Source organism: Brucella sp. GW823-FHT04E01, assembly GCF_058796175.1.
The window spans coordinates 370,297-395,914 of sequence record NZ_JBXAIK010000004.1; the positions used below are offsets into that span (position 1 = coordinate 370,297).

Below are 25,618 nucleotides of genomic sequence, written 5' to 3' on the forward strand. Positions count from 1 at the left end.
CGCCTTTCTTTTGCTCAGGCCTCTATCGGGCTTTTAAAAGCCTTGAGCCGCAAGGCATTGCTCAGCACGAAGATGCTGGAGAAAGCCATGGCGCCTGCCGCCAGAACCGGTGACAACAACGTGCCAGTGAACGGATAGAGGACACCCGCCGCGACAGGGATCAGCGCGACGTTATAGGCAAAGGCCCAGAACAGGTTTTCGCTGATATTACGGATCGTCGCCTTCGATATGGCAATGGCATTGACCACGCCGCGAAGATCGCCCGACATTAGCACCACATCTGCGCTTTCGATCGCAATATCCGTGCCGGTGCCAATCGCAATGCCAACATCGGCAGCAGCCAGTGCAGGCGCATCGTTGATACCGTCACCGACAAAAGCAATCCGCTTGCCACCTGCCGAAAGCCGCTTCAACGCTTCGACCTTGCCGTCCGGCAGCACTTCTGCAACGACTTCATCGATGCCGAGACGTTTTGCGATGGCTTCCGCCGTGCGGCGGTTATCGCCGGTGATCATGGCGACCTTCAGCCCCTGCTCGTGCAGGGCAGCAATCGCCGCTGGCGTGGTTTCCTTCATTGGGTCGGCAACAGTCAGGATTGCTGCCAGCTTACCATCGACAGCTGCATAGAGCGGAGACTGCCCTTCATCGCCGAGACGCTTCGCATCATTGGCAAAGACAGCAACGTCATGACCAAGCTTTGCCATGTAACGATCAGCGCCGATGGCAATCTCATGGCCGGACACATGAGCCTTCAGGCCAAATCCAGGAACGGCTTCGAAAGCCGATACATCCGCAAGCTTCAATCCCTTCTCTTTTGCTGCTTCCACAATCGCGTCGGCAATCGGGTGTTCGGAACGTGCCTCCACAGCCGCGACAAGCGCCAGAAGTTCGTCCTTCTCAAAGCCTTCGACGGTCGCGAAATGAGCCAGCGCGGGCTTTCCCTGTGTCAGCGTACCGGTCTTGTCGACGGCGATAACGGAAGCATCGCGCAAGGTCTGCAATGCGTCACCGCGGCGAAACAGGACGCCGAACTCGGCTGCGCGGCCAGTGCCAACCATAATGGAGGTCGGCGTGGCCAAGCCCATGGCACACGGGCAGGCGATGATGAGAACCGCAATGGCGTTCACCAGCGCGTAACCCAGCATGCCCGTGCCACCGATCACAAGCCACAATGCGAAGGTCAGTGCTGCGGCTGCCATAACAGCGGGTACGAACCAGCCGGTCACCTTGTCGACCTTTGCCTGAATTGGCAGCTTGTCAGCCTGAGCGTCCTCGACCATGCGGATGATCTGCGAGATCACCATATCACGGCCAACCTTGGTTGCGCGGAAGGTGAAAGCACCGGTTTTGTTGATCGTACCGCCAACCACTTCCGCGCCTTTTTCCTTGGCAACAGGCACAGGCTCGCCGGTAATCATCGATTCATCCACATAGGACGAACCTTCGATCACTTCGCCGTCGACCGGCACTTTCTCGCCGGGGCGGACTTGTACGACGTCACCAGCGCGAACATCTTCCAGCGGCACATCGATCGTCTCGCCATTACGCACCACACGCGCCGATTTCGCCTGCAGGCCAACCAGCCGGCTGATAGCCGCACTGGTGCGTCCCTTGGCACGCGCCTCCAGATAACGCCCGATCAGGATCAATGTGACGATGACGGCGGCGGCCTCGAAATAAACATTCACCGTGCCTTCCGGCAGCACACCGGGAAGGAAAGTCGCGACCACCGAATAGCCCCATGCCGCGAGCGTGCCAACCACGACGAGCGAATTCATGTCAGGCGTGCCGCGCAACAGCGCCGGAATGCCTTTCTTGAAAAAGCGCAATCCCGGACCGAACAGAACCAGCGTGGTGAGCACAAGCTGCAGATACCAGCTGTTCTGCATGCCGATCCTGTCCATGACGAACATATGAACCGCAGGGATCAGATGCGAACCCATTTCCATAACGAAAACAGGCAAGGTCAAAACGGCAGAGAGAATGACGCTTTTCTTCAGTTCTGCCGCTTCAGCATCCCGCTTCTCGGACTGGGTTTCCTGCTTGACGTCGCTCTGCGCGTCACCCAGCGAACGCGCCTCATAACCTGCCTGTTCAACCGCCTTGATGAGTTCGGAGGGCTGTACCGGCCCGGCCAGTTCCACATGGGCACGTTCAGTTGCGAGATTAACACTGGCGCGTGTTACGCCCGGCACAGCATTCAGCGCCTTCTCAACCTTGCTAACGCAGGAAGCGCAAGTCATGCCTTCAATAGCGAGATCAATGTTCCCTGCCGGGACATCATAACCCGCCTTGCGAATGGCATCGATCACCGACGGCAAATCCGGTTCGCCCTTGAAAGTCACGTCGGCGCGTTCCGTTGCAAGATTGACGGAAACCTTGTCGACGCCCGGAACTTTGGACACGGCTTTTTCAACGGATGACACGCAAGACGCGCAGCTCATCCCTTCGACGGGCACTGGAAAACTGATGGTTTCGTGATTAACAGGCTTGTTCATGGCAATCCCTTTCATCGCCCGGAAAGGGCATAATTCGAGAGTTGCTCCTTAGATAGGCCTTCCCACCGTTGGAAGGTCAAGCCCTTTTTAAGGCGAGGTTCGATTTGGACTTTTCGTTTGGTGTTATGGCTTTTCGAGCGCCGCTCAATAACAGGTGGGCGATGCCCTAAATCGGCAATCTGTTGTGTGCCGCAGGCATTTCCAGACCGACATTGCTGCGATTCTGGATAAAGGAATGCACGTCTCCGGCAGGCATTGGCCGCCCGGTCAGGAAACCCTGCACCTCACCAAAACGCTCGGTCTTCAAACGTTCCAGCTGTTGTGCGGTTTCCACGCCCTCAGCCGTCGTGACAATATTGAAGCCCGCACCGAGCGTTGCCACAGCCTGAATGATGGCCAGATCGCGGGTATCGACTTCGATCCCGGAAACGAAACTGCGATCAATCTTGATCTTATCAAATGGGAATGATCGCAAATAGCTCAAAGAGGAATAGCCAGTCCCGAAATCATCCATCGCGATACGAACACCCAATCGGCGAAGTTCGAACAGCAACTCGATATTGTTCTTGCTGTTCGACAGGAAGACCGACTCCGTGATTTCAAGCTCAAGCCTGTCGGGTGAAAGACGTGCTGCTTCCAACGCATCCGTGACGGAATTCAAGAGCGTGGTCTGACTGAACTGGACCGGTGAAAGATTGACCGAGACTTTTATGTCCTCCGGCCAGAGCACAGCCTCCCGACATGCAGTCCTTAGAACCCAGTCGCCGATCGGTCCGATGAGCCCGGTTTCTTCTGCCAGTGGAATGAATTCCGCCGGTGAAACCATACCGCGATCAGGATGACGCCAGCGGATCAGCGCTTCAAAGCCGGAAATCTTGCCGCTCTCAAGATTGAAAATCGGTTGATAATGCAGTTCAAACTGTTCATCCAGCAGAGCCTGACGAAGTTCGCCGGTCATGACATAACGCTTCTCCGCCGCCAGGCGCAGGGAGTGCTGATAGAACCGGAATGTACGGCGTCCACCTGATTTTGAAGCATAAAGCGCGAGATCGGCATTGCGCATCAGCACATCGGGGTTGTCTCCATGCAATGGCGCTTGGGCGATGCCCATGCTGCAGGCGACGAATTCTGAATTGCGCACCAGTTCGAACGGATCCTGAAAAGCAGAAAGGATACGGTCAGCGAACATTGCAATTTGTGCCAGCGTCCCGCTCCGGTAGACAATGGCAAATTCGTCGCCTCCCAGCCGGGCAATGAATTCGTCCGAAGTCGTGATCTGCTTCAGTCGACGCGCCACTTCCTGCAAAAGCTGGTCGCCAGCCTGATGCCCGATATTGTCGTTGATGTTCTTGAAATGATCGATATCAAGGTAGAACAAGGCAAAAGGCTCGGAATCCCCGCCCTTTTTCAACAAACTCTCTACATGGTGAGCAAAATAGGCGCGGTTCGGCAAGCCTGTCAGACTGTCATGCATGGCAATATGTGCCATGCGTTCCTCAATCTCACGCCGTTCGGTTATATCCTCAACGAGCCCGATCAAATAGCGAGGCTCGTTGCCCTCGACCGGTGGGATCGAACATTTTATGATCCGCATCGTTCGTGACGTTCCGTCCTTGCGCTCGATCTTGCGTTCGACGTTCAACACGCCCCGACGCCGCATCGCCGTGCGATCTTGCTGGATGATGACGGTTGCCTCGCGTTCAGGGAAAAGATCGAGGTCGGTCGAACCGATGGCTTCGTCTACCGGCTGTCCGCTCGCCGCTGATGCGGCCTGATTGTAGAGCACATACCGACCGTCATCGTGCATATCCTTGACGAAGACACCAAGCGGCAGATTGTTGACGAGGCTGTCCAGCAGGGTTTGGGCGTGGTTTGCCTGACGATTGGCTTCTGCCAACTCTGTCCTGTCCTGAACAATGGCGAGAATCGCTTCCTTGCCGTCGAAAAGAACCTGACGTCCATAAGTCAGAACATCAATGATTTCACCATTCGCGCGCAGATGCTGCCAGCGCTCCGGTCGTTCAAGGTCGCTGCGATCACGAATGGCAGCCAGCATTCGATCCCGTTCTGTCTGGGGTCGAATATCGAGCACTGTCATGCCCGGAATTTCATCAGCAGTGTATCCATAGAGCCGATAGGCAGCGTCATTCATCACGATGAAATGCAGCGTCTCCGGGTCATAAACCCACATCGGTGTCGGATGGGTTGTGAAAAGGATGCGGAAGTCCTGCTCGGACGTGCGCGCCATCGTGCCTTCCGTCGAAGCTGAAGCGCCCCTCCGCTTCCTCATCGTAAATCCCTCATCCAACTGATCCTACTGGATAATCTCGATCCACCCTATAAGTGGACCGTCAAGTTTCATGGCACCATGAGTAACACGCGGAAGATGCACCCCGAACATAGATTAAAGCCGAGAATTTTAATAAACCATATACAAATTGAGGGTCGATTTAAGGATTTTCTTTAAAACTGCATTTTTCCATCGCTTGACCGGCTTCAACTTCCAGCCTATGCCTAAAGACGCAAAATTCGTTGGGGTGCCTTCGAAGCAATATCAGGAAAAGTGCCAAGCAGTTTTCCGTCCGATGTTGCGACACAAAAGGCTGAGAGACGCTGATCGCGTTAACCCATTGAACCTGATCCGGGTAATACCTGCGTAGGGAACGGAGTTTGACGCGTCGCAGCCGAGGGTTTCCCTCATCGGAGTTCAAGCTCCAAACAGGTTCATGACGTCTCATTTTTCCGTTCGGAATGAGAGACGTGATGATGGACCAAAAAAACAGTTTCTCCCGAACCACATCAAACGGCAGTGCGGCATTCGTGCCCATATGCGTGACTATTGCCGGTTCCGATAGTGGTGGCGGAGCTGGCATTCAGGCCGACCTCAAGACATTCTCGGCGCTCGGCGTCTATGGTGCGAGCGTCATTGCCGCTGTGACCGTGCAGAACACCTGCACGGTGAGCGCGGTGCACGATATCCCACCCGCCATCGTCGCAGGGCAGATCGATGCCGTCTTCAGCGATCTCGATGTAGCGGCGGTGAAGATCGGCATGGTTTCCGTGCCCGAAACCATCGAGGCCATAGCGCGGGGCCTTGCGCATTTCTCCGGCCCTGTCGTACTCGACCCGGTGATGGTTGCAAAATCCGGCGACCGGCTTTTGAGCGAAAACGCCATTGCGCTTTTGCGCCAGAAACTGGTTCCGCTGGCCACGCTGCTGATGCCCAACCGGCCTGAAGCGGCCTGCCTGCTCGACAGCGATCTGGCTCGCGACGATGTAGACGCCGAAGAACAGGGGCGTGCCTTGCTCGAACTCGGCGCGAAAGCTGTTTTGATGAAGGGCGGCCATGCGGAAGGCGAAATCTGCGTCGACCTGCTGGTTCGCCGCGATCAGCCCACGTTGCGTGTTGAGGCACCGCGTATCCGGACCGCCAACACCCATGGCACGGGCTGCACGCTCTCCTCAGCCATTGCTGCAGAGCTTGCCAAGAACCTGCCGCTCGAAAAAGCAGTCATTGCAGCCCATGCCTATCTGCAAGGGGCAATCCGCGCCGCCGATGCGTTGAAGATCGGACACGGCCATGGGCCTGTTCATCACTTCCATAATCTCTGGAAAGTTCACTCAGAGGAGGCAATGTGATGCGCGTCACCATCATCGGAGCAGGTGTCGCCGGTCTAGTGTGCGCGGCAGAATTTCACGATCAGGGACATGCCGTCACTGTCATTGCCAAAAGCACTGAGATCGGTTCCGACAGCTGCTCATGGTTTGCAGGCGGAATGCTGGCACCATGGTGCGAAGGCGAGAGCGCGGAAGAGCCGGTCGTTCGTTTGGGACAGGAAGCGATCGGCTGGTGGGAGCGGCACGTTTCGACAGTCCATCGCAAGGGTACGCTTGTACTCTCGCACACACGCGATGCGACCGAACTGCGCCGCTTCGCCCGCCGGACGGAAGCATTTGACACCATTGATCAAGACCAGATCGATACGCTGGAACCAGACCTTGCCGGCCGTTTTCGGCAGGGACTTTTCTTTGCGGCAGAAGGCCATCTCAACCCGCGCCAGACACTGATCGAGCTCGCCGAAAAACTGCAGAAGAAAGGCGTGGTCTTTCATCTGGGACAGGATGCGAAAGACGTCAAAGTCGAGGCCGACATTACCGTCGATGCACGCGGTCTTGCAGCGCGTGATCAGTTGCAGGACCTGCGCGGCGTCAAGGGTGAAATGCTGGTTGTGCGCTCGCGCGATATCAATCTCAAGCGACCCATACGCCTCCTGCATCCGCGGATTCCGCTCTACATCGTGCCACGCGGCGACGGCGTGCACATGATCGGCGCGACGATGATCGAAAGCGATGAGCGGGGTGGCATCAGCGTGCGCTCGACGCTGGAACTCTTGAGCGCCGCTTATGCCTTGCATCCGGCCTTCGGCGAGGCGGAAATTCTCGAAACCGGCGTCGATGCGCGCCCGGCCTTTCCCGACAATCTGCCCCGCGTCCGACGGCGCGGCAAAACCGTCTATGTCAACGGGCTTTACCGCCACGGCTTCCTGCTTTCGCCGGCGATAGCGCGCATGGCGGTTGCGAGCGCGACCATGCCGGAGGATGCGCCAGAGCCCAAACCAGAATTTGTGGAGGACTATGCATGACGATCGTGCTGAACGGTGAGGTCATCACCACGGCAGCCGCCAATCTGGCGGCGCTGCTCGCCGAAATCGAACTGGATGAAGCGGTTGTTGCAACCGCGCTGAACGGCGAATTCGTGGCCAGCGACGAGCGCGCAGCCGCGACCCTGTCGGCTGGCGACCGCATCGAAGTTCTGGCCCCGATGCAGGGAGGCTGAGATGCTGGAATTCTACGGACAAAAATTTGAAAGCCGCCTGCTACTCGGCACGGCGCAATATCCATCGCCTGCCATATTGGCCGATGCGGTGCGCGCTTCGCAAAGCGATATCGTCACCGTCTCGCTGCGTCGTGAGAGTGGCGGGGCTCGCGCCGGACAGGATTTCTGGGCGCTTATCCGGGAGCTGGGCGTAGCCGTTCTGCCCAACACGGCAGGCTGCCACACGCCGCGCGAAGCGGTGACCACGGCAAAAATGGCGCGCGAAATCTTCGGCACCAACTGGATCAAGCTGGAAGTGATCGGTGATACCGACACATTGCAGCCAGACCCGTTCGGACTGGTCGAGGCGGCACGCGCACTCTGCGACGACGGCTTCGAGGTCTTTCCCTATATGAATGACGATCTGGTCGTCGCGGAAAGGCTCATTGAAGCTGGCTGCAAGGTGCTGATGCCCTGGGGGGCGCCGATCGGCTCGGGCCGAGGCCTCAACAATCCTTATGCGCTGAAGACCATGCGGGCGCATTTCCCCGATATTCCGCTTGTTGTCGATGCCGGCATCGGCGTGCCGTCCCATGCGGCAGCGGCGATGGAGCTGGGCTTCGACGCCGTGCTCATCAACACCGCCGTCGCCAAGGCTGGCGATCCCGTCGCCATGGCACGCGGCTTCGCGCTTGCGGTCGAAGCCGGGCGGCTTGCTTTCGAAGCAGACGCCATCGAGGCGCGCGACATGGCCGCGCCGTCCACCCCTCTTCTCGGAAAGGCATTTTTGTAATGGCCCTCGATCCGTTCTACCCGATCTTCGATAGCGCCCAATGGCTGGAGCGTATGGTGCCGCTCGGCGTCAAGCTGGTGCAACTGCGCGTCAAGGATAAGAGCGAGCCGGAGCTGCGCAGTGAAATCCGTGCCGCACGGGAAATCTGCCTTGCACATAACTGCCAGCTGATCGTCAACGACTACTGGAAGCTGGCGCTGGAGGAAGGTTGCGACTTCATCCATCTTGGGCAGGAAGACCTCGACGATGCCGATCTCAGTGCCATTCGCGGCGGTGGCTTGAAACTGGGTGTTTCAAGCCATGACGAGGCCGAACTGGACCGTGCCTTGTCGGTGAAGCCTGACTATATCGCACTCGGCCCCATCTATCCGACCATTTTGAAAAAGATGAAGTGGCACGAGCAGGGCCTGCCGCGCCTTGGACAATGGAAAGCGCGCATCGGCGACATTCCGCTGGTGGGCATCGGTGGCATGAGCGTTGAACGCGCGCCCGGTGTTTTCGAAGCAGGCGCCGATATCGTTTCCGTCGTCACCGACATTACCCTCCATGCCGACCCCGAAAGCCGCCTGCGCCAATGGATCGAAACCACGCGCACTTATGCAGGCCATACTCTGGAGCAGACCCTATGAAAAAGACCGCCTTCGCCGCCCTGTTCGGCCTCGCCCTCACGGCTGCCACTTCGGCTCACGCTAACGACAAGCTGAAGCTCATTCTCGACTGGTATGTGAACCCCGATCACGGCCCCATCATCGTCGCCGACAAGCTTGGCTACTTCAAGGATGCCGGTCTGGATGTGGACATCGTCGCACCTGCTGACGCCTCGACGCCCACCAAGATGGTGGCGGCAGGACAGGCGGATCTCGCCATTTCCTATCAGCAGCAGGTGCATCTTCAGGTGCATGAAGGCCTGCCGCTTATCCGCGTCGGCACGTTGATCGACTCGCCGCTCAACTGCCTGATGACCAGAGACGATGGATCGGTGAATTCCATCGCCGATCTCAAGGGCAAGAAGATCGGCTATTCGGTCGCCGGAACCGAGGAAACATTGCTCGGCACCATTCTCGGCCAGCACGGCGTCAAACTTTCGGATGTCGAGCTCATCAATGTGAATTTCTCGCTCGCGCCATCGCTGATGTCGAAGCAGGTCGATGCGGTGATGGGCGCCTATCGCAATGTCGAACTGAACCAGATGGCTGTCGAAGGCGTGCCCGGAAAATGCTTCTTCGTCGAGGAAGAAGGCGTGCCGGTTTATGACGAGCTCGTCTATGTCGCAGCTTCCGACAAATTGGACGCGGCGGAAAAGGACAAGATCGCACGCTTCCTCTCGGCTACCGAGAAGGCCGCGCAGTATATCGTCAATCACCCGGAGAAGAGCTACGACGTCTTCGCATCCTATAGTTCCGAACTCAAGGACGAGCTGAACCAGCGCGCCTGGAAAGACACGGTCGCCCGTTTCTCCCGCTCGCCTGCAAGTCTCGATTACGGACGCTGGAGCCGCTACGAAACCTATCTCAAGGAAAACGGTCTCGTGCCTTCGGTCCTTCCGGTCGAAAAATTCGCCATCGACGTCAACGCGGAAGGGAGCAAGTCATGAGCCAGCCGCAACCGCATTATTCATCCGAACTGTTCACGCGCCTGCGCGCCGCGACGCTTGATGACTGGAAGCCCTATATCGATCATGAATTCGTGCGCGGATTGGGTGACGGCACGTTACCCAAGGCAGCCTTCCTGCATTATCTCCGTCAGGATTATGTCTATCTGCACCACTATGCCCGCGCCTTTGCGCTCGGCGTCGTCAAGGCCAACACACTGCAGGAAACACGGCTCTGCGCCCAGATCATGCATGGTCTGGCCGTCACGGAACTGCCGCTTCATGTCGGCATTTGTGCTCGTGAAGGGATCAGTGAAGACGAGCTCTACGCGACGAAGGAAGAACCGGAAAACCTCGCTTATACGCGCTATGTGCTCGACTGCGGACAGGCGGGCGATTTCCTCGACCTGCTGACGGCGCTCGTGCCCTGCGCACACGGCTACGGCGAGATCGGCCTCAACCTTGCCGTGACCGCCCTGCCCGGTACGCCTTATCAAGAATGGATCGACACCTATGCGGGGCCTGACTATCAGGACATGTGCCACACGGTCGGCAAGCTGTTCGATCAGGCTGCAAAGGACCGCATCGGCGACGACTTTGAGAAAAGCCCGCGCTGGCCAAGGCTCTGCCAGATTTTCGCGACGGCAAGCAGGCTCGAAGCCGATTTCTGGTCCATGGGCTTGAAGGCCGGATAGTGAACGAAGCACTCCCGAACCGAAGTCGAAAAAAGCGTGCTGCCGACGGTTTACTGTCGGCAGCCATAGCGCTTGCCATCTGGCAGGCGGTGGTGAGCATCGGCCAGATGCCGCGCTTCATCCTGCCCGGCCCGCTGGATGTGTTGCAGTCACTGATCGGCAATGCCGGGCTGATTGCCGAAAACGCTGCCGCCACTATCGGCGAAGTTCTGGGCGGTCTGGCGCTTGGCTGCGCGGTCGGCATTGCCACCGCCATCTGCCTGATGATGTCACCGCTGGCGCAGCGGCTTGTCATGCCCGCCATGGTGTTCAGTCAGGCGATCCCGATCTTCGCGCTCGCCCCCATTTTGACTTTGTGGCTTGGCTACGGTCCCGCATCGAAGATTGCAGTCACAGTGCTGATGATCTTCTTTCCCGTCGTTTCGACATTCTTCGACGGCATGCGGCGGACCGACAGCAGCCTTATCGACGCAGCGGAAATTCTCGGTGCCGGACGCATGGCGATCCTGTTTCGCATCCGCATCCCATCCGCCTTTCCTTCGCTGGCGTCGGGTCTGAGCCTCGCCGCAGTCTATGCGCCCATCGGCGCTGTAGTCGGCGAATGGGTGGGCGCATCGAAAGGTCTCGGCTATCTGATGCTGCTCGCCAATGGACGCGCCAAGGTGGATCTGATGTTCGCCTGCCTGTTCGTGCTGGCGGCCTTCACCATGCTGCTGCACGGCACCGTGTCGCATTTCGCCCGCAAGCTTGCTGCCTGGCCTAAAAAAGCCGCATAGAAAAAACCGGCGGTTTCCCGCCGGTTTTTGCATCCACTCACATTGCTATCAGGCCAGCGTATAGGCTGTCTTGACCGTCGTGTAGAACTCGGCGGCATAGCGGCCCTGCTCGCGCGGACCGTAGCTCGAACCCTTGCGTCCGCCAAATGGCACGTGGAAATCGACACCGGCGGTCGGCAGATTGACCATCACCATGCCCGCTTCCGAATTGCGCTTGAAATGCGTGGCGTATTTCAGGCTCGTCGTGCAGATGCCCGACGACAGGCCGAAGCTCGTATCGTTGGCGGTAGCAAGCGCTTCTTCATAATTCTTGACGCGGATGACCGAAGCGACCGGGCCAAAGATTTCCTCGCGGCTGATACGCATCTGGTTGGTGGCTTCAGTGAAAAGCGCAGGCTGGAGATAGAAGCCCGGCGTTTCGCGGTTCAGACGTTCGCCGCCAAAAGCAAGCTTTGCGCCTTCCTTGCGGCCGATCTCGATATAATCCATGTCCTGCTGAAGCTGGCTTTCATCAACAACCGGGCCGATATGCGTGCCCTGCTTCAGGGCATTGTCGACCACAACGCTTTTCAGCTTTTCGATTGCAGCAGCGACAAACTTGTCATGGATACCTTCCGTCACGATGATACGCGACGACGCCGTGCAGCGCTGGCCCGTCGAGAAGAAGGACGAATTGACCACGGACTCGACAGCGACATCGAGATCAGCGTCATCCAGGACGACAACCGGGTTCTTGCCGCCCATTTCGAGCTGGAAGCGGCGGTTGTGCTCGATGGAAGCCGCCGCAACGCGCTTGCCCGTGCCGGTCGAGCCGGTGAAGGTGACGGCCTGAACGTCCGCACTGTCCAGAATGGTCTGGCCGACAACCGAACCCTTGCCCATGACGAGATTGAGAACGCCCTTTGGCAATCCCGCACGGTGCAGGATATCGACAATCGCCCAGGAGCAGCCCGGCACGAGATCAGCCGGTTTGAACACAATCGTGTTGCCGTAGCAAAGTGCCGGCGCAATCTTCCAGGCCGGAATAGCGATCGGGAAATTCCATGGGGTAATGATGCCCACGACACCGATCGGCTCACGGGTGATTTCCACACCGATACCCGGACGTGCAGAAGGCAGAACTTCGCCAGCCAAACGCAGGGCTTCGCCCGCGAAGAAATCAAAAATCTGGCTGGCGCGAATGGTTTCGCCGATGCCTTCAGCCAGCGTCTTGCCTTCTTCGCGCGACAGGAGACGGCCAAGCTCGTCCTTGCGCGCCAGAATTTCATCGGCAGTTTTGCGCAGGATGGCGTGGCGTTCCAGAATGCCGGAACGCGACCAGGCCGGGAAAGCGGCTTTCGCGGCGGCAATGGCTGCCTTGGTGTCTTCGGCAGTTGCCCGCGCATAGGTCCCAACGACATCATTCGTATCCGAAGGATTGATGTTGGCGATCCCGTCGCCGCCGACCCATTCGCCCGCGATCAGATTTTGATGGACTGTCATGAACTCTCCCTGTGCGCCGCACGGCTCTGATATATCTCAGGACGACCCTTCACCCATGAGCGGCAGAATTGCAAGGCCGGAGCCGTCCTGTAACGGAAAAAGTGAAAATATCCGGTCGGCAAAGGGCTGAAAGCTAACAACGCCCTTTAAACAAGGCTTGCAAATTTGTCACAGTCAAATGGCTGGATAGGAAATTCGCCATTTTGCGTCTTGGCAAAATTTTCTGCTCATTTATTGTGCACGCATCTGCAACACTGGCAAGAGGTATGAGATGCGTGTCTATTACCCATTCCCCATGGTGCCCAGTGTTTGCGCGGGCGCTTCCAAGCTTTAAGTCTTTGGCCCGCATTGCAGGCTGAGGCCTGAACGCCCTCCCTAAAAGGGCAAATTCCAAAACTTCCAAATTTGCCGCAGCCCTCACCGGCTGCTTGTTTTGTCTTCTTTAAAGGAACCAGAATCCGTTTAAACACGGCCTGGTATTATAGATATGACTCGGTTTCGCATAGATTTCCGGGGACCTGCCTTCCGCAATGTCCTCGGCTACACTTTCGGCCATTGGCGAAGTCAGCCCTTGCGGCTGACGCTGATGATAATCGGCATGCTGCTTGCAACAGCCGCAGATGTTCTGACACCGCTCTATTCCGGTCGGCTGGTCGACGCATTGTCGCTTGGCGGCGACAGTGGATGGGATGCGGCCATCCACGCCCTGATCATCCTGCTTGCGCTGGGTGCGCTGGCGTTGATTACGCGTCAGCTGACCTTCTATGTCATCACGGACTTCACCTTGAAGATCATGAGCGACATGGCAGCAAGTTCGTTCCGTAAGCTGCAGCGGTTTTCGACAGACTGGCACGCCAACGCCTTTGCCGGATCGACCGTGCGCAAGGTCTCGCGTGCCATGTGGGCGCTCGACCTGCTCAACGATACGCTGATCGTGGCACTGTTGCCGTCAATCCTGATGCTGGTTGGTTCGGTGGTACTTCTATCGTGGTACTGGCCGCTGATGGGGTTGCTGGTTGCAATCGGTTCGGTGCTGTTCATCGTCTGCACGATCGTGATTTCGCTTGGCTTTGTTGCGCCTGCGGCAACGCTTGCCAATAGCTGGGACACGCGCATGGGCGGCGCTTTGGCCGATGCCATTTCGTGCAACGCCGTTGTCAAGGCATTTGGCGCGGAAAGCCGTGAAGATGCGCGTCTTGCAAAGGTCGTTTCCAAGTGGCGCGGTCGCACACGCCGCACATGGCTGATCGGTACGCTGAATGGCTTCATTCAGGGCGCGAACCTGCTGGTGATGCGCGGCGTGGTCATCGCCTTTGCGCTCTATCTGTGGAGCCAGGGCAAGGCAACGGCGGGTGATATCACCTTCGTCCTGACAGCCTTCTTCATGTTGCAAGGCTATCTGCGCGACGTAGGAATGCATATCCGCAACCTGCAGCGTTCGGTCAACGACATGGAAGAACTGGTCGACATCGAGGCACAGCCTTACGGCATTGCCGACAAGCCAGGTGCACCGGCGATCAAGATTGGAAATGGCGAGATCACCTTCGATCACGTCACTTTCCACTATGGCAACCACGAAGCAGCCCTCTATCGCGACTTTTCAGTCAAGATCGAGGCAGGCGAACGGGTTGGTCTGGTCGGTCATTCGGGCTCGGGCAAGACGACGTTCGTCAAGCTGATCCAGCGTCTCTACGATGTCAGTGGCGGCGCCATCAAGATTGACGGACAGAACATTGCCGAAGTCACACAGGCATCGCTCAGATCGCAGATCGCCATCGTGCAGCAGGAGCCAATCCTGTTTCACCGGACGCTGGCCGAGAACATCGCCTATGCCCGCCCCGGTGCGACACAGGCGGAAATCGAAGAGGCTGCACGCCTCGCAAGCGCGCATGACTTCATCAGCCGCCTGCCGAAAGGCTATGCAACGCTTGTCGGTGAACGGGGTGTGAAGCTTTCGGGTGGCGAGCGTCAGCGTGTGGCGATTGCCCGTGCGTTTCTGGCAGATGCACCAATCCTTATTCTGGATGAGGCCACATCGAGCCTCGATTCAGAATCGGAAGTGCTGATCCAGCAGGCAATGGAACGGCTGATGGTTGGTCGTACGACGCTTGTCATTGCGCACCGGCTTTCGACGGTTCGTGCGCTTGACCGGTTGCTGGTTTTCGACAAGGGCAAGATCCTTGAAGAAGGCGATCATGATGCGCTTATCCGCAAGCCGGGTGGCATCTATCGCCGCCTGTTCGAGCGGCAGGCGCTGGAACTGACCAAGGGACTGGAAGACGTCTTTTCGTAATCCAATCCGCTATAATGCCATGGACAGGGCCGGAATAGTTCCGGCCCTGTTTTCATTTTAGAGCATTCCCTGTTTTGATTGAAACATTCGAAATGCTCTATCTGTTTGTTTTTACGCATGTCTTTATCCTGAAACCGGTTCCCACTTTCGGGAGACATGCTCCATTCATCATCCATTCAGATCACGGTGCGTATCACTCGCGGCCCAAGCGTGCCTTGACATTTCCATGACAGAAATGTGACAGGCTTTTTGTAGAAGTGCGGGAGTTAGTGAGTAAAACATGCCGGGTGTGATGGAAAATACCGCAGCGCGTCGCTGGAGCGATGCCGCGATTTTCGGGCCTGCCCGTATTGCCTGGCCGCTGCGCCTCGCCGCAATTGCGCTCGCTTCCATTGTACTTTCAACGCTGCTGGTTTTCACTGTCGAATGGATCGTGCGCGGCTCGTTCACCGACACGATGCAGTTCTTCCGCACACCGCATAAGCCTGCATGGACGACCGTTGCGCTCTTCGTCGTGGTCCTGACAGCAAGCGACGCTATTTTCGGACGCATTCACTATGGCTTCTTTGTTGTCGCCCCGCTGGCACTGATTGCGGCCACAACTGCACGCGAAAAGAGCCTTTATCTCGGTGACCCGCTTTATCCGAGCGATTTTCTCTATGCCCGTCAGATCGTCGATCTTCTGCCGCTTCTGGTGCGTGACCGCCCGTGGAGTGCGGTCGGCATAGCCCTGCTTCTCATCGCTTCGGCAGCGGTGATGATCACCGTGACGCTGTTCTGGTGGCGGCGCTTTGATCCGATCCCATGGAAGGGTCGGATGCTGCGTATTGCCTTCGCGCTGCCCTTGCTCGCCTGGTTCGCAGTGATTTCCGACTATGCCAGTTTTTCGCTGGCGCGCGACCGTCTGCGCATCCTGCCGATCATGTGGGACCAGAAGGAAAACTACGCCCATAACGGCTTTACCATGGCCTTCATCCTGAATGTGCCAATGGCTACCGTCTTCGCTCCGGAAGGCTATTCTTCCGAAGCAATTGCCGCCATCGAACCGCCGGCGCAGTTGATCCCTGCTGCATTCGATACCAGCAAGCCTGACGTCATTATGGTGATGAGCGAATCCTTCTGGGATCCGACCCGCCTTCCGGGCGTGGCTTTCAGCGCCGACCCGATTCCGACAGTCCGGGCGGAACAATCCGGCCATGTCTTCTCGCCAGAATTCGGTGGCATGACTGCCAATGTCGAGTTCGAGGCTCTGACCGGTTTTTCCAAAGCCTTCCTGCCCTCCGGCAGTATCCCTTATCAGCAATATATCCGTCGCCCGCTTCCCTCGCTTGCAAGCTTTTTCAAGGATCAGGGTTATGCGACGCGCGCCATCCACCCCTATCGCCAATGGTTCTGGAACCGCGGCCCCGTCTATGAAAGCATGGGCTTTGACAAGTTCATGTCAGAAGAAAACATGCCACCGCTGGAAAAGCGCGGCTCATTGGCCTCCGACGCTGCTTTGACCGACGAAATCATCCGCGAAGCAGATTCCATGGATGCGCCGTTCTTCTTCTTTGCCGTCTCGCTTCAGGGACATGGCCCCTACGAAGCCAATCGTTACCCGGATTCCAAACTTGAGGTGCAGACTGACGCCAGCGAGCACACGCGCCAGTCGATCCGTTCCTATTCGCAAGGCGCCATGGATGCCGATGCGAGCCTTGCACGGTTGATGGAGTGGGCGTCGAAGCGCGACCGCGAAACCATTCTCGTCTTCTTCGGTGACCATCTGCCACCACTCGGCCCCGTCTATGTCGAGACCGGGTTCATGGCAAACCGGGTCGCGAGCCGCACAGCGCCTGCCGCCGATATGATGCTGCAACACGAAACGCCGCTTGTTCTCTGGTCGAATAAACGTGGTGCCGAGCGGGGAACCGGTACGATCAGCCCTGCCTTCCTGCCCCTGCACATTCTGGATATGGCAGGGATGCAGCATCCCTATTACACAGGCTTCCTGCGTCAGTTGCATGAGCGCTACCAGGTCGTTGACAATCATGCGGTTTTCGACCGCTCGGAGAAAGTCGAGGAAGGCTGGCAACAGAGGCCGCCATTTCCTCCTCTCCTGCGTGACTATCAGATGCTGCAATATGACATGATCTTCGGCAGCAATTTCGCCCGCGAGCGGTTCTTCCCCTCGCATCCTGCCCAGAGCTAGACAGGCCTATACCGGCGCTTTTCCCGATGACTGGCGGATGATGAGTTTATACTCAATCCGCCGGGAGGCCGACAAATGACCGGTTTCGATCTGGTTGAGAAGCATGTCCGCCGCATCGCGGGTCATCTCGAAAATCGGCTGGCGGACGGTGGTGATCTGCGGCGAAACCATGCTGGCAATCGCGCTGTCATCGAAGCCAACCACCGTTAGCTGATCAGGTATCGCAATGTTGCGGTCATAGGCGACCTGCATGACGGCGGCGGCCATATCGTCGTTTGACGCAAACACTGCGGTGGGTGGTTCCTCAAGCGAAAGCAGCTTCTTTCCGGCGGCGAGACCGCTCGCAAAACTGAAGCCACCCTGCACCTCATAATCGGGATTGCGCTTGATCCCTGCCTTTTCCAGTGCGCGGCGATAGCCTGCGAGGCGCAGCTCTGCCGAGCGATGGGTTGGATCGCCAATCACGATCGCAATCCGGCGATGGCCGAGTTTCAGAAGATACTCCATCAGATCGACGCCAGCCGCTTCGTCATCGATCGTGACGCTATCGGTCGGGTGAACATTCGCGTCGCCTGCGACACGGGCAAATGGCATTGCGGAAGCCGTCAGTTCGGCCAGAATTTCAGGATCGTCCGACATGGGGGGCGTCACGATGATGCCGTCGAGACCTGAAGCGTGGGCTGTTTCGATCAGCGCACCACGGATGTCTTCGCGATTTTCGACGGGGAAGATCAGCAGCCGGTATCGCGTGTCGCGCAGCCGTTCCAGTGCGCCCATCTGCAGTTCGGTGACATAGCTGGCGCTGGGGTTCTCGAAGAAAAGTCCGATCAGGTGAGAACGCCGTTCAACAAGGTTGCGTGCTGCAGCATTGGGACGGTAACGGAGCTCACCCCCCGCCTGTCTGACCCTTTCGCGAATGGCTTCGCGCACATTCGGTTCGTCATTGTAGACGCGTGAAACTGTCTTGATCGACACACCGGCAAGGCGTGCCACATCATGAATGGTTGCTCGTTTTCCTGCTGCGGCCATGTTGGATCGTCTCCCTCCCTCTCCGATCTAACTAACCGCTTCGCCACAAAACGAAAAGAGAAATCAGGGAACCGAACAGACCCGCGAACGCGTCAGAAACCGAACTTCGCGCCCATTGTCGAGGGAGAACATGCCTCCGCGCCCCGGAACGACATCGATGATGAGTTCGGTATGCTTCCAGACCTCATATTGCGGGCCGCTGATATAGACCGGAGCGTCACCGATTTCGCCCAGTTTTACATCCGTATCGCCGACAATAAATTCTCCTTGTGGATAGCACATCGGTGATGACCCGTCACAACAACCACCCGACTGGTGGAACATGATCGGCCCATATTCGGCCTGCAATTCACGGATGAGGTCAAGCGCTGCCGCCGTGGCGCTAACCTGACCCTTGCCGTCGCCGGGAGCTACCTCAACCATATCCTCCTCCATGATACGAAAGGGCGGAAATTCACCGCCCTCTCTTAATATTAGCCCAACTTGCCTATTGAGTCAGGTCCACGACTACGCGACCTTCAATATTGCCTTGGCGCATATCATCGAAGATGGAGTTGATATCTTCGAGCTTCTCCGTGCGGATGGTAGCGCGGACCTTGCCGTCGCCAGCAAAATCCAGCGACTCCTGCAGATCGAGCCGCGTACCGACGATTGAGCCGCGCACGGTGACGCCGTTCAGCACCATGTTGAATATTGAGAGCGGGAAGTCACCGGGTGGCAGACCGTTTAGAGATACAGTCCCACCACGCGATACCATGCCCAAGGCCTGTTCGAATGCGATCGGCGAAACAGCCGTAACCAGCACGCCTTGCGCACCGCCATCGGTTTCTTTTTTGATATAGGCCGCCGGATCATTATGCGTTTTTGCATTGACGGTAACCGTCGCGCCAAGCTTCCGCGCGAGATCAAGCTTTCTGTCGTCGATGTCGACAGCGGCAACGTTAAGCCCCATTGCCTTGGCATATTGCACCGCCATATGGCCGAGACCACCGACACCGGAGATCACAACCCAGTCACCGGGTTTGGTATCCGTTACCTTCAGACCCTTGTAGACCGTCACGCCAGCACAGAGAACCGGCGCGATTTCGTTGAAATCAATGTTCTTCGGCAAGTGACCAACAAAATTCGGATCGGCAACGACATATTCGGCAAAGCCACCATTGACCGAATAGCCTGTATTAAGTTGCTCTTCGCAGAGTGTTTCCCAGCCGCCCAGGCAATGACGACAGTGGCCACATGCGGTATAAAGCCATGGAACGCCGACGCGGTCGCCTTCCTTAACGTGTTTGACACCGCTACCGACAGCCGAAACATAACCGACGCCTTCATGCCCCGGAATGAATGGCGGGTTGGGCTTTACCGGCCAGTCGCCTTCGGCTGCATGCAGATCGGTATGGCAAACGCCGGACGCATGGATGGCAACCTGTATCTGTCCCGGTCCGGGCTCGGGTATCGGCACTTCGTCGATTGTCAGTGGCTTTCCGAATGCGCGCACCACAGCGGCTTTCATTGTCTTTGCCATGAAGTTTCTCCTTCGTTGTCGAACTGAGCTGGCTTCCTGGGGGAGGGAAGAAATGAATGTCGAAAACTGAATGCTTTCCGGAGGCACTAGAAGAAGGTCGCCCGGGCGTTTCCGCCCAGGCCCCCTTGGGAGGGGTATTGGAAACCGTTATGCTCGACGCAATACTGGCATGAGGAACGGTTCCATCCCTTGATTGAGCGCAATACGAAGATGTTTTCTCCGTATTGCAGTTCCGGGGTCAGCTTCGGCTAGAAGAAACCCAGTTTCTTCGGGCTGTAGCTCACCAGCATGTTCTTGGTGTTCTGATAATGATCCAGCATCTTGAGGTGGTTTTCGCGACCGATACCCGATTGCTTGTAACCGCCGAATGCTGCATGCGCCGGATAGGCATGGTAGCAATTGGTCCACACACGACCGGCCTGAATGGCACGCCCGAAGCGATATGCACGCGTGCCATCACGCGTCCATATACCGGCGCCCAGACCGTAAAGCGTATCGTTGGCAATCGATAGCGCCTCCGCATCGTCCTTGAAGGTAGCAACTGACACAACCGGTCCGAAGATTTCCTCCTGGAAAATGCGCATCTTGTTAGTGCCCTTGAATACGGTTGGCTTGACGTAATAACCGCCAGCCAGATCGCCCGGCAGAATATTGCGCTCGCCACCTGCCAGCACTTCAGCACCTTCTTGGCGGCCAATATCGAGATAGCTCAGGATTTTTTCCAGCTGCTCACTGGAAGCCTGTGCACCGATCATCGTGGCAGGATCGAGGGGATCGCCCTGCACGATTGCATTCACGCGCTTGAGCGCCTTTTCCATGAACTTGTCGTAAATCGATTCATGGATGAGCGCGCGACTTGGGCACGTGCAGACCTCGCCCTGATTGAGTGCGAACATCACAAAGCCTTCGATGGCCTTGTCGAGGAAATCGTCGTCTTCCGCTGCGACATCCTTGAAGAAGATGTTCGGCGACTTGCCGCCGAGTTCCAGCGTAACCGGGATGAGGTTCTGGCTGGCATATTGCATGATCAATCGACCCGTCGTCGTTTCGCCGGTGAAGGCGATCTTGGCGATGCGCGGGCTCGACGCGAGCGGTTTGCCTGCCTCAAGACCAAAACCATTGACGACATTGATCACACCGGGGGGCAAAAGATCGCCGATCAGATCCATGAGCACCAGGATCGATGCCGGTGTCTGTTCAGCCGGTTTCAGTACGACGCAGTTGCCCGCCGCAAGGGCCGGAGCGAGCTTCCACGTCGCCATGAGAAGCGGGAAATTCCACGGAATGATCTGACCGACAACGCCGAGTGGTTCATGGAAATGATAAGCGACCGTGTCGTGGTCGATTTCGGAAATGCTGCCTTCCTGGGCGCGGATCACACCGGCGAAATAGCGGAAATGGTCGATGGCCAGAGGAAGATCGGCAGCGGTGGTTTCGCGGATTGGCTTGCCGTTGTCCCAGGTTTCGGCGGCAGCGAGCGCAGGCAGATTTTCCTCAATCCGGTCAGCAATGCGATTGAGGATGAGCGCGCGTTCCGCCGCGCTCGTCTTGCCCCAGGCATCCTTGGCGGCATGCGCTGCATCAAGAGCCGCTTCAACATCGGCGGCATCCGAGCGGGCTACTTCGCAAAGCACCTGACCATTGACCGGTGAAGTGTTCTCGAAATAGCGGCCCGACTTGGGCTCGACCCATCTGCCCCCGATGAAGTTTCCGTAGCGTTTTGCGAAAGCCGGCTTCACGGTCCGGCTGAATTCAACCTTGTTCATGACATTCCTCCCAAAACCACGCTGCTCCTACAGCGTTTCATGAGTGAGGATCGCGCGGCAGCACGAAAGAGTCATCCCGCGCATTCAAGCTCGCAAGGTTATGTGTCGCAATATTGAGACAGTTGCGCCCGCTTATTGCTGATTAGTGCGGACGAATGATCTTCAGGCGGTTGAGCTTGCGATGAAGCGTGGCGCGACTGATGCCCAAAAGGCCGGCTGCGGCCGAAATATTCCCTTCCGCGCGCGCAAGAGCGCGCAGAATAACGCTGCGCTCTGACTCGGCCATATCCTCACGAGGGTCAGCATGCCAGCCGAGAAGATCGGCTGCAGGCAACGGAACTGCAATAGCGGCATCGTCAAGGCCCATTGCCAGACGCGCCGCACGTGTGGCGCCGATGACCAGATCATCCTTGTCGACCGCGATCAGTGCTCCGCCGGTTCTGTCGGGGCTTGGCGCCAGCATGATACGAGCCTCGGGAAAAGCCTGACGGAAATTTTCAGCCTCGATGCGCCGTGCAGCATCGATCACTGCGACAGATATAAGCTGCGCAAAAGCCTCCGTCAGATCGGCGCGGCACGAGGAAACATCAAGCGCTGCCATCAAACGCCCTTGATGATCATGGATCGGGGCGACCGTACAGGAAAGCCCGATATTACGGGTATGAAAATGCTGGTCGCGATGAATTGTCAGCGGGCGCTGTTCAACAATGCAGGTGCCGATCCCGTTGGTACCTTCGCTCTGTTCGCTCCAGACAGCACCGGTCCAAAGCCCCCAGCGATAGAATGTATCATCATCGCCCGGCGCACCACGACGTTCAACGGGAACGCCCTCGCTGTCAGCCAGAAGCACGCAACAACCCACACCACCGACGGCCAGATAAAGGCGATCCATACTGGCTTGCGCTATGCTGACAAGACGTTCGATACGTTGATGAGCAGTTCTGAATTCACCATCGGAAAGGGTGCGCACAGACCCCAGTTCGGCAGGATCAAGCCCGTGCAGTTCCGACGAGCGTCGCCACGAGGCGACCAGAGCAGATCGCGCTGCCCCTCCCGCTGTCATGATCGCGGATTGAATCAGATCGGCATGTGTTCGGTCTTGCGGTGTGCCCATCTTTTCCTCCCAGGAAGGCTGGAACCCGCTGTCTGGGAGGATAATGACCGCTCAAAACACAACTGGCAAGTGCGGCTACAGATTGAGAGGGCTTAGGCGACGCGTGCAGGCTTCAGATATTCCTCAAGCGAGGAAACATCCGCCGCATTCAGGCGAAGACCAAGTTTCGTACGCCGCCACAAAATATCCTCGGCGCTCACCGCCCATTCATTCTCAAGCAGATACCGCACTTCGGCTTCATAAAGATCGGCACCGAAATGCTGTCCAAGGTCGGCAAGTGAAGCGGCTTCCCCAAGCAGAACACGAATACGCGTCCCATATTGCCGGAACAGGCGCCGCGCATGAGCAGGCGTCAGGAAAGGATATGCAACTTTCACCTTCTGCAGCTCACGCTCGAACTCGACATCCACGAAATCACCACCGGGTAACGGAGCAGCATGGGTCCACGGCGCACCTTTTTGTCCCAGCCTATGCTCGATCTTCTCCAGCATATGTTCGGCAAGTCGCCGCGCAGTGGTCAGCTTACCGCCAAAAACGTTGATCAGAGGTGCAAGCCCATCGGGTGCGTCTTCTTTCAGGACATAATCGCGCGTTGCTTCCTGTGCCTTGCTTGCACCGTCATCATAAAGCGGGCGCACACCGGAATAGGTCCAGACGATATCCGCGCGTCTGACCGGCTCCTTGAAATATTCACTGGCTGCCGCGCAGAGATAGTCGGTCTCGCCGTCGGTGATCGCAACCTTGGCCGGGTCACCCTGATAGTCCTGATCGGTTGTGCCAATCAGGGTGAACTCATCCTCGTAGGGGATGGCGAATATGATACGCCCGTCATTGTTCTGGAAGAAATAGGAACGGGGATCGGAGAACTTCTTGCGCACCACAATATGGCTGCCCTGAACAAGCCGGACATTGTGAAGCTGTCGATCTCCTTCGACACCCTGCAGAACCTTGTCGGCCCAGGGACCAGCAGCATTGACCAGCAGACGAGCCCGAACTTCCTCGCGCTCACGTGTGCCGGTATCTTCGAGCGTAATGGTCCAGTATTCCCTGTCCCGGCGCGCCGCCACGACCTTGGTTCGGGTTTGGATTATCGCTCCGCGATCCGCTGCATCACGGGCAGTTAAGGCAACGAAACGCGCGTCATCCACCCAACAGTCCGAATATTCGAATGCCTTGGTAAAAAGCGGTTTCAAGGGCTGCGCAGCCGGGTCGGAGCGCATATCAAGCGTACGCGTGGCGGGGAGCTTTTTACGCCCGCCCAGATGGTCGTAGAGAAACAGCCCGAGCCTCAACAGCCATGCAGGGCGCATTCCGCCCTTATGATAAGGCAGCACAAAGCGCATCGGATGAATGATGTGGGGTGCGTTGGCCCACAACACCTCGCGCTCCATCAGCGCCTCGCGCACCAGACGAAATTCATAGTGCTCCAGATAGCGCAAACCACCATGAATGAGTTTGGTTGCCCGCGATGAGGTGCCACTTGCCAGATCGTTCATCTCGGCAAGGCCAACTGAAAATCCCCGACCAACCGCATCACGTGCGATACCGCAGCCGTTGATGCCACCGCCGATTACAAAAATATCAAATAGTTTCTCTTGCGCCATGGCGAACCCCGAAGACCACTCTCCGAAAACCAAAGCGAATATAAATCATTTCATACGAAAGCAAATCGAAAATAAACGAAACTATGCTTGTTTTTCTGCCGCCCGGCTTTCTCCAAGGGTTTCAATCAGCTCTACCTCACTTTCGTGGCACAGCTCCCGCAACTGGTTCGACGGACAATGGTCGGTAATGAAGGTATTGATCTGCGATATGTGGCCGATACGCACCGGAGCTGTCCGCTCCAGCTTTGTGGCGTCAGTCACAAGGATTACGTGCCGGGCATTGGCGATAATGGCCTGCGCCACCTTCACTTCGCGGAAATCGAAATCGAGCAAAGCACCGTCTTCGTCCATAGCCGAAGCGCCGATGATTGCGTAATCGACCTTGAACTGGCGGATGAAATCAACGGCGGCCTCGCCAACAATCCCTCCATCAGACGGGCGCACGACGCCGCCTGCCACCACCACCTCTATAGAGGGGTGAACACGCAACGTATTGGCAACATTGATATTATTGGTGATGACCATCAGATTGTTGTGGTCGACCAGCGCTTGACTGACGGCTTCGGTTGTGGTGCCGATATTGATGAACAAGGAAGCACCGTCCGGAATGATTTCTGCGGCAGCGCGCCCGATCGATTCCTTTTCATGCGCGGCGATGCGGCGTCGTGCTTCATACTCCATGTTCTCGACGCCGGATGGATAGAGTGCACCCCCATGGATGCGGCGCAACATCCGGGCGCGGCAAAGATCATTCAAATCCTTGCGGACCGTCTGCGGCGTCACCTCGAAAGCCGCAGCCAGATCATCCACCAGAACCTGCCCTTGCTTGCGAGCGAGCTCAAGAATTGCGTTGTGACGGGGAGTGAGCTGCATTTTTATCCCGGATCTGGCATTATTCTGATTACGTTCGGGTAATTTCGCGTTTTTTCAATAGAAAGCAACCATTTCAGTTCGAATGGCTTCGAATAGCATTCGCTTTTCAGCAATTTTCGATATTTGTCGCTTTCGCCCAATGGCCAACAAAAACAGCATAAATTCAAGTATAAACATTCGTTTACATTTCAAACGAAACGCATATTTCACCGATCAATGTCTAAAGCTCGACCGCCCCTTCGAACGGCCCGACGCAACTCTCATAAACCTAATCGTTAATAGAGAATCCAATATCTATATTCACTGAAAATCGAACAGTTGTATTCTTTCAGTTATCTCTTGCACACGAAAGACTGAAGCAAAGCAAGAGTTACTGGTATGGTAAAAACTTCGCATAGCGCATTTATCCCGGTTCGATGTAACTAAAAAACAAAACCATCGAGCCGTTTAATGATGTTGTTTAGCTTTGGTCGAAGAATGTGGGGAATGAGTAGCGTTATAGCGTAGCAGATCGAGTATGTAATCGGGCTCTGGAAGGCTGGTATTTCAGGGGAGACTGGACTGAGAGCCCAACA

At 57.0% G+C, this 25,618-nt stretch carries 20 protein-coding genes and 1 riboswitch; of the genes, 10 read left to right on the forward strand and 10 right to left on the reverse strand.

Translation table 11 applies throughout. From position 1 onward, the window contains the following. Positions 1 to 14: 14 nt before the first annotated feature. On the reverse strand, positions 15 to 2,498 hold the full coding sequence (locus AC1RHM_RS16935; RefSeq protein WP_029375860.1) for a heavy metal translocating P-type ATPase: 2,484 nt from the start codon (positions 2,496 to 2,498) through the stop codon (positions 15 to 17). A 166-nt stretch (positions 2,499 to 2,664) separates the two neighbouring features. Then, positions 2,665 to 4,788 carry a putative bifunctional diguanylate cyclase/phosphodiesterase gene (locus AC1RHM_RS16940; RefSeq protein WP_029375859.1) on the reverse strand — a complete coding sequence of 708 codons (2,124 nt, stop codon included), beginning with the start codon at positions 4,786 to 4,788 and terminating at the stop codon, positions 2,665 to 2,667. 233 nt (positions 4,789 to 5,021) lie between these two features. After that, positions 5,022 to 5,178, forward strand: a riboswitch (TPP riboswitch). A gap of 86 nt (positions 5,179 to 5,264) precedes the next feature. On the opposite strand from AC1RHM_RS16940, the gene thiD reads away from it, so the two are divergent. Genes thiD through AC1RHM_RS16980 form a run of 8 tightly spaced genes read left to right on the forward strand, consistent with a single transcriptional unit; the run spans position 5,265 to position 11,169 of the window. Further along, a complete protein-coding gene (gene thiD, locus AC1RHM_RS16945) occupies positions 5,265 to 6,137 on the forward strand; it encodes a bifunctional hydroxymethylpyrimidine kinase/phosphomethylpyrimidine kinase (protein ID WP_492332611.1) in 873 nt (290 codons plus the stop codon). Then, positions 6,137 to 7,141 (forward strand): FAD-dependent oxidoreductase, encoded by a 1,005-nt coding sequence (locus AC1RHM_RS16950; protein ID WP_010658055.1) that lies wholly within the window; start codon positions 6,137 to 6,139, stop codon positions 7,139 to 7,141. The genes thiD and AC1RHM_RS16950 overlap by 1 nt, the downstream gene beginning before the upstream one ends. Further along, the gene (thiS, locus tag AC1RHM_RS16955; RefSeq protein WP_010658054.1) at positions 7,138 to 7,335 is read left to right on the forward strand and encodes a sulfur carrier protein ThiS; all 198 of its coding nucleotides are present in this window, start codon (positions 7,138 to 7,140) and stop codon (positions 7,333 to 7,335) included. The genes AC1RHM_RS16950 and thiS overlap by 4 nt, the downstream gene beginning before the upstream one ends. A gap of 1 nt (position 7,336) precedes the next feature. Beyond that, positions 7,337 to 8,107, forward strand: a complete 771-nt coding sequence (locus AC1RHM_RS16960; protein ID WP_151576459.1) for a thiazole synthase — start codon at positions 7,337 to 7,339, stop codon at positions 8,105 to 8,107. Further along, positions 8,107 to 8,736 (forward strand): thiamine phosphate synthase, encoded by a 630-nt coding sequence (locus AC1RHM_RS16965; protein WP_010658052.1) that lies wholly within the window; start codon positions 8,107 to 8,109, stop codon positions 8,734 to 8,736. The genes AC1RHM_RS16960 and AC1RHM_RS16965 overlap by 1 nt, the downstream gene beginning before the upstream one ends. Beyond that, positions 8,733 to 9,701 (forward strand): ABC transporter substrate-binding protein, encoded by a 969-nt coding sequence (locus AC1RHM_RS16970; protein WP_010658051.1) that lies wholly within the window; start codon positions 8,733 to 8,735, stop codon positions 9,699 to 9,701. The genes AC1RHM_RS16965 and AC1RHM_RS16970 overlap by 4 nt, the downstream gene beginning before the upstream one ends. Continuing rightward, the gene (gene tenA / locus AC1RHM_RS16975) at positions 9,698 to 10,393 is read left to right on the forward strand and encodes a thiaminase II (RefSeq protein ID WP_010658050.1); all 696 of its coding nucleotides are present in this window, start codon (positions 9,698 to 9,700) and stop codon (positions 10,391 to 10,393) included. Before AC1RHM_RS16970 ends, tenA begins: the two co-directional genes overlap by 4 nt. Continuing rightward, positions 10,393 to 11,169 (forward strand): ABC transporter permease, encoded by a 777-nt coding sequence (locus AC1RHM_RS16980; protein WP_010658049.1) that lies wholly within the window; start codon positions 10,393 to 10,395, stop codon positions 11,167 to 11,169. The genes tenA and AC1RHM_RS16980 overlap by 1 nt, the downstream gene beginning before the upstream one ends. A 48-nt stretch (positions 11,170 to 11,217) precedes the next feature. On the opposite strand, the gene AC1RHM_RS16985 is transcribed toward AC1RHM_RS16980, so the two are convergent. Then, a complete protein-coding gene (locus tag AC1RHM_RS16985) occupies positions 11,218 to 12,651 on the reverse strand; it encodes an aldehyde dehydrogenase family protein (RefSeq protein WP_010658048.1) in 1,434 nt (477 codons plus the stop codon). A gap of 487 nt (positions 12,652 to 13,138) precedes the next feature. Between AC1RHM_RS16985 and AC1RHM_RS16990 the strand changes: the two genes are divergently transcribed. Both AC1RHM_RS16990 and AC1RHM_RS16995 read left to right on the forward strand, forming a co-directional pair. Then, the gene (locus tag AC1RHM_RS16990) at positions 13,139 to 14,944 is read left to right on the forward strand and encodes an ABC transporter ATP-binding protein (RefSeq protein ID WP_011982463.1); all 1,806 of its coding nucleotides are present in this window, start codon (positions 13,139 to 13,141) and stop codon (positions 14,942 to 14,944) included. Between the two features lie 280 nt (positions 14,945 to 15,224). Then, the gene (locus AC1RHM_RS16995; RefSeq protein WP_010658046.1) at positions 15,225 to 17,135 is read left to right on the forward strand and encodes an LTA synthase family protein; all 1,911 of its coding nucleotides are present in this window, start codon (positions 15,225 to 15,227) and stop codon (positions 17,133 to 17,135) included. Positions 17,136 to 17,141: 6 nt separating this feature from the next. Here AC1RHM_RS16995 and AC1RHM_RS17000 read toward each other — a convergent pair whose 3' ends face one another. The 7 genes from AC1RHM_RS17000 to AC1RHM_RS17030 all read right to left on the reverse strand — a co-directional run bounded on the left by AC1RHM_RS17000 (position 17,142) and on the right by AC1RHM_RS17030 (position 25,043). Then, on the reverse strand, positions 17,142 to 18,164 hold the full coding sequence (locus AC1RHM_RS17000) for a LacI family DNA-binding transcriptional regulator (protein WP_010658045.1): 1,023 nt from the start codon (positions 18,162 to 18,164) through the stop codon (positions 17,142 to 17,144). Between the two features lie 63 nt (positions 18,165 to 18,227). Continuing rightward, positions 18,228 to 18,587 carry a DUF779 domain-containing protein gene (locus AC1RHM_RS17005; protein WP_010658044.1) on the reverse strand — a complete coding sequence of 120 codons (360 nt, stop codon included), beginning with the start codon at positions 18,585 to 18,587 and terminating at the stop codon, positions 18,228 to 18,230. A gap of 64 nt (positions 18,588 to 18,651) precedes the next feature. Continuing rightward, positions 18,652 to 19,686: an alcohol dehydrogenase AdhP gene (adhP, locus tag AC1RHM_RS17010; protein WP_010658043.1), complete on the reverse strand. Its 1,035-nt coding sequence runs from the start codon at positions 19,684 to 19,686 to the stop codon at positions 18,652 to 18,654. A gap of 248 nt (positions 19,687 to 19,934) precedes the next feature. Further along, the gene (gene adh / locus AC1RHM_RS17015; protein ID WP_010658042.1) at positions 19,935 to 21,452 is read right to left on the reverse strand and encodes an aldehyde dehydrogenase; all 1,518 of its coding nucleotides are present in this window, start codon (positions 21,450 to 21,452) and stop codon (positions 19,935 to 19,937) included. A gap of 142 nt (positions 21,453 to 21,594) precedes the next feature. Beyond that, positions 21,595 to 22,566, reverse strand: a complete 972-nt coding sequence (locus AC1RHM_RS17020; RefSeq protein ID WP_010658041.1) for a GAF domain-containing protein — start codon at positions 22,564 to 22,566, stop codon at positions 21,595 to 21,597. Between the two features lie 92 nt (positions 22,567 to 22,658). Further along, positions 22,659 to 24,170, reverse strand: coding sequence for a glycerol-3-phosphate dehydrogenase (gene glpD / locus AC1RHM_RS17025; RefSeq protein ID WP_010658040.1), 1,512 nt, complete (start codon positions 24,168 to 24,170; stop codon positions 22,659 to 22,661). Positions 24,171 to 24,251: 81 nt separating this feature from the next. Next, positions 24,252 to 25,043: a DeoR/GlpR family DNA-binding transcription regulator gene (locus AC1RHM_RS17030; RefSeq protein ID WP_010658039.1), complete on the reverse strand. Its 792-nt coding sequence runs from the start codon at positions 25,041 to 25,043 to the stop codon at positions 24,252 to 24,254. Positions 25,044 to 25,618: the final 575 nt, after the last annotated feature.

Excerpts from the sequence above, each read along its gene's own strand:
- AC1RHM_RS16935 (WP_029375860.1), bottom strand. The coding sequence starts at position 2,498 with ATGAACAAGCCTGTTAATCACGAAACCATCAGTTTTCCAGTGCCCGTC.
- AC1RHM_RS16940 (WP_029375859.1), bottom strand. The coding sequence starts at position 4,788 with ATGAGGAAGCGGAGGGGCGCTTCAGCTTCGACGGAAGGCACGATGGCG.
- thiD (WP_492332611.1), top strand. The coding sequence starts at position 5,265 with ATGGACCAAAAAAACAGTTTCTCCCGAACCACATCAAACGGCAGTGCG.
- AC1RHM_RS16950 (WP_010658055.1), top strand. The coding sequence starts at position 6,137 with ATGCGCGTCACCATCATCGGAGCAGGTGTCGCCGGTCTAGTGTGCGCG.
- thiS (WP_010658054.1), top strand. The coding sequence starts at position 7,138 with ATGACGATCGTGCTGAACGGTGAGGTCATCACCACGGCAGCCGCCAAT.
- AC1RHM_RS16960 (WP_151576459.1), top strand. The coding sequence starts at position 7,337 with ATGCTGGAATTCTACGGACAAAAATTTGAAAGCCGCCTGCTACTCGGC.
- AC1RHM_RS16965 (WP_010658052.1), top strand. The coding sequence starts at position 8,107 with ATGGCCCTCGATCCGTTCTACCCGATCTTCGATAGCGCCCAATGGCTG.
- AC1RHM_RS16970 (WP_010658051.1), top strand. The coding sequence starts at position 8,733 with ATGAAAAAGACCGCCTTCGCCGCCCTGTTCGGCCTCGCCCTCACGGCT.
- tenA (WP_010658050.1), top strand. The coding sequence starts at position 9,698 with ATGAGCCAGCCGCAACCGCATTATTCATCCGAACTGTTCACGCGCCTG.
- AC1RHM_RS16985 (WP_010658048.1), bottom strand. The coding sequence starts at position 12,651 with ATGACAGTCCATCAAAATCTGATCGCGGGCGAATGGGTCGGCGGCGAC.
- AC1RHM_RS16990 (WP_011982463.1), top strand. The coding sequence starts at position 13,139 with ATGACTCGGTTTCGCATAGATTTCCGGGGACCTGCCTTCCGCAATGTC.
- AC1RHM_RS16995 (WP_010658046.1), top strand. The coding sequence starts at position 15,225 with ATGCCGGGTGTGATGGAAAATACCGCAGCGCGTCGCTGGAGCGATGCC.
- AC1RHM_RS17000 (WP_010658045.1), bottom strand. The coding sequence starts at position 18,164 with ATGGCCGCAGCAGGAAAACGAGCAACCATTCATGATGTGGCACGCCTT.
- AC1RHM_RS17005 (WP_010658044.1), bottom strand. The coding sequence starts at position 18,587 with ATGGTTGAGGTAGCTCCCGGCGACGGCAAGGGTCAGGTTAGCGCCACG.
- adhP (WP_010658043.1), bottom strand. The coding sequence starts at position 19,686 with ATGGCAAAGACAATGAAAGCCGCTGTGGTGCGCGCATTCGGAAAGCCA.
- adh (WP_010658042.1), bottom strand. The coding sequence starts at position 21,452 with ATGAACAAGGTTGAATTCAGCCGGACCGTGAAGCCGGCTTTCGCAAAA.
- AC1RHM_RS17020 (WP_010658041.1), bottom strand. The coding sequence starts at position 22,566 with ATGGGCACACCGCAAGACCGAACACATGCCGATCTGATTCAATCCGCG.
- glpD (WP_010658040.1), bottom strand. The coding sequence starts at position 24,170 with ATGGCGCAAGAGAAACTATTTGATATTTTTGTAATCGGCGGTGGCATC.
- AC1RHM_RS17030 (WP_010658039.1), bottom strand. The coding sequence starts at position 25,043 with ATGCAGCTCACTCCCCGTCACAACGCAATTCTTGAGCTCGCTCGCAAG.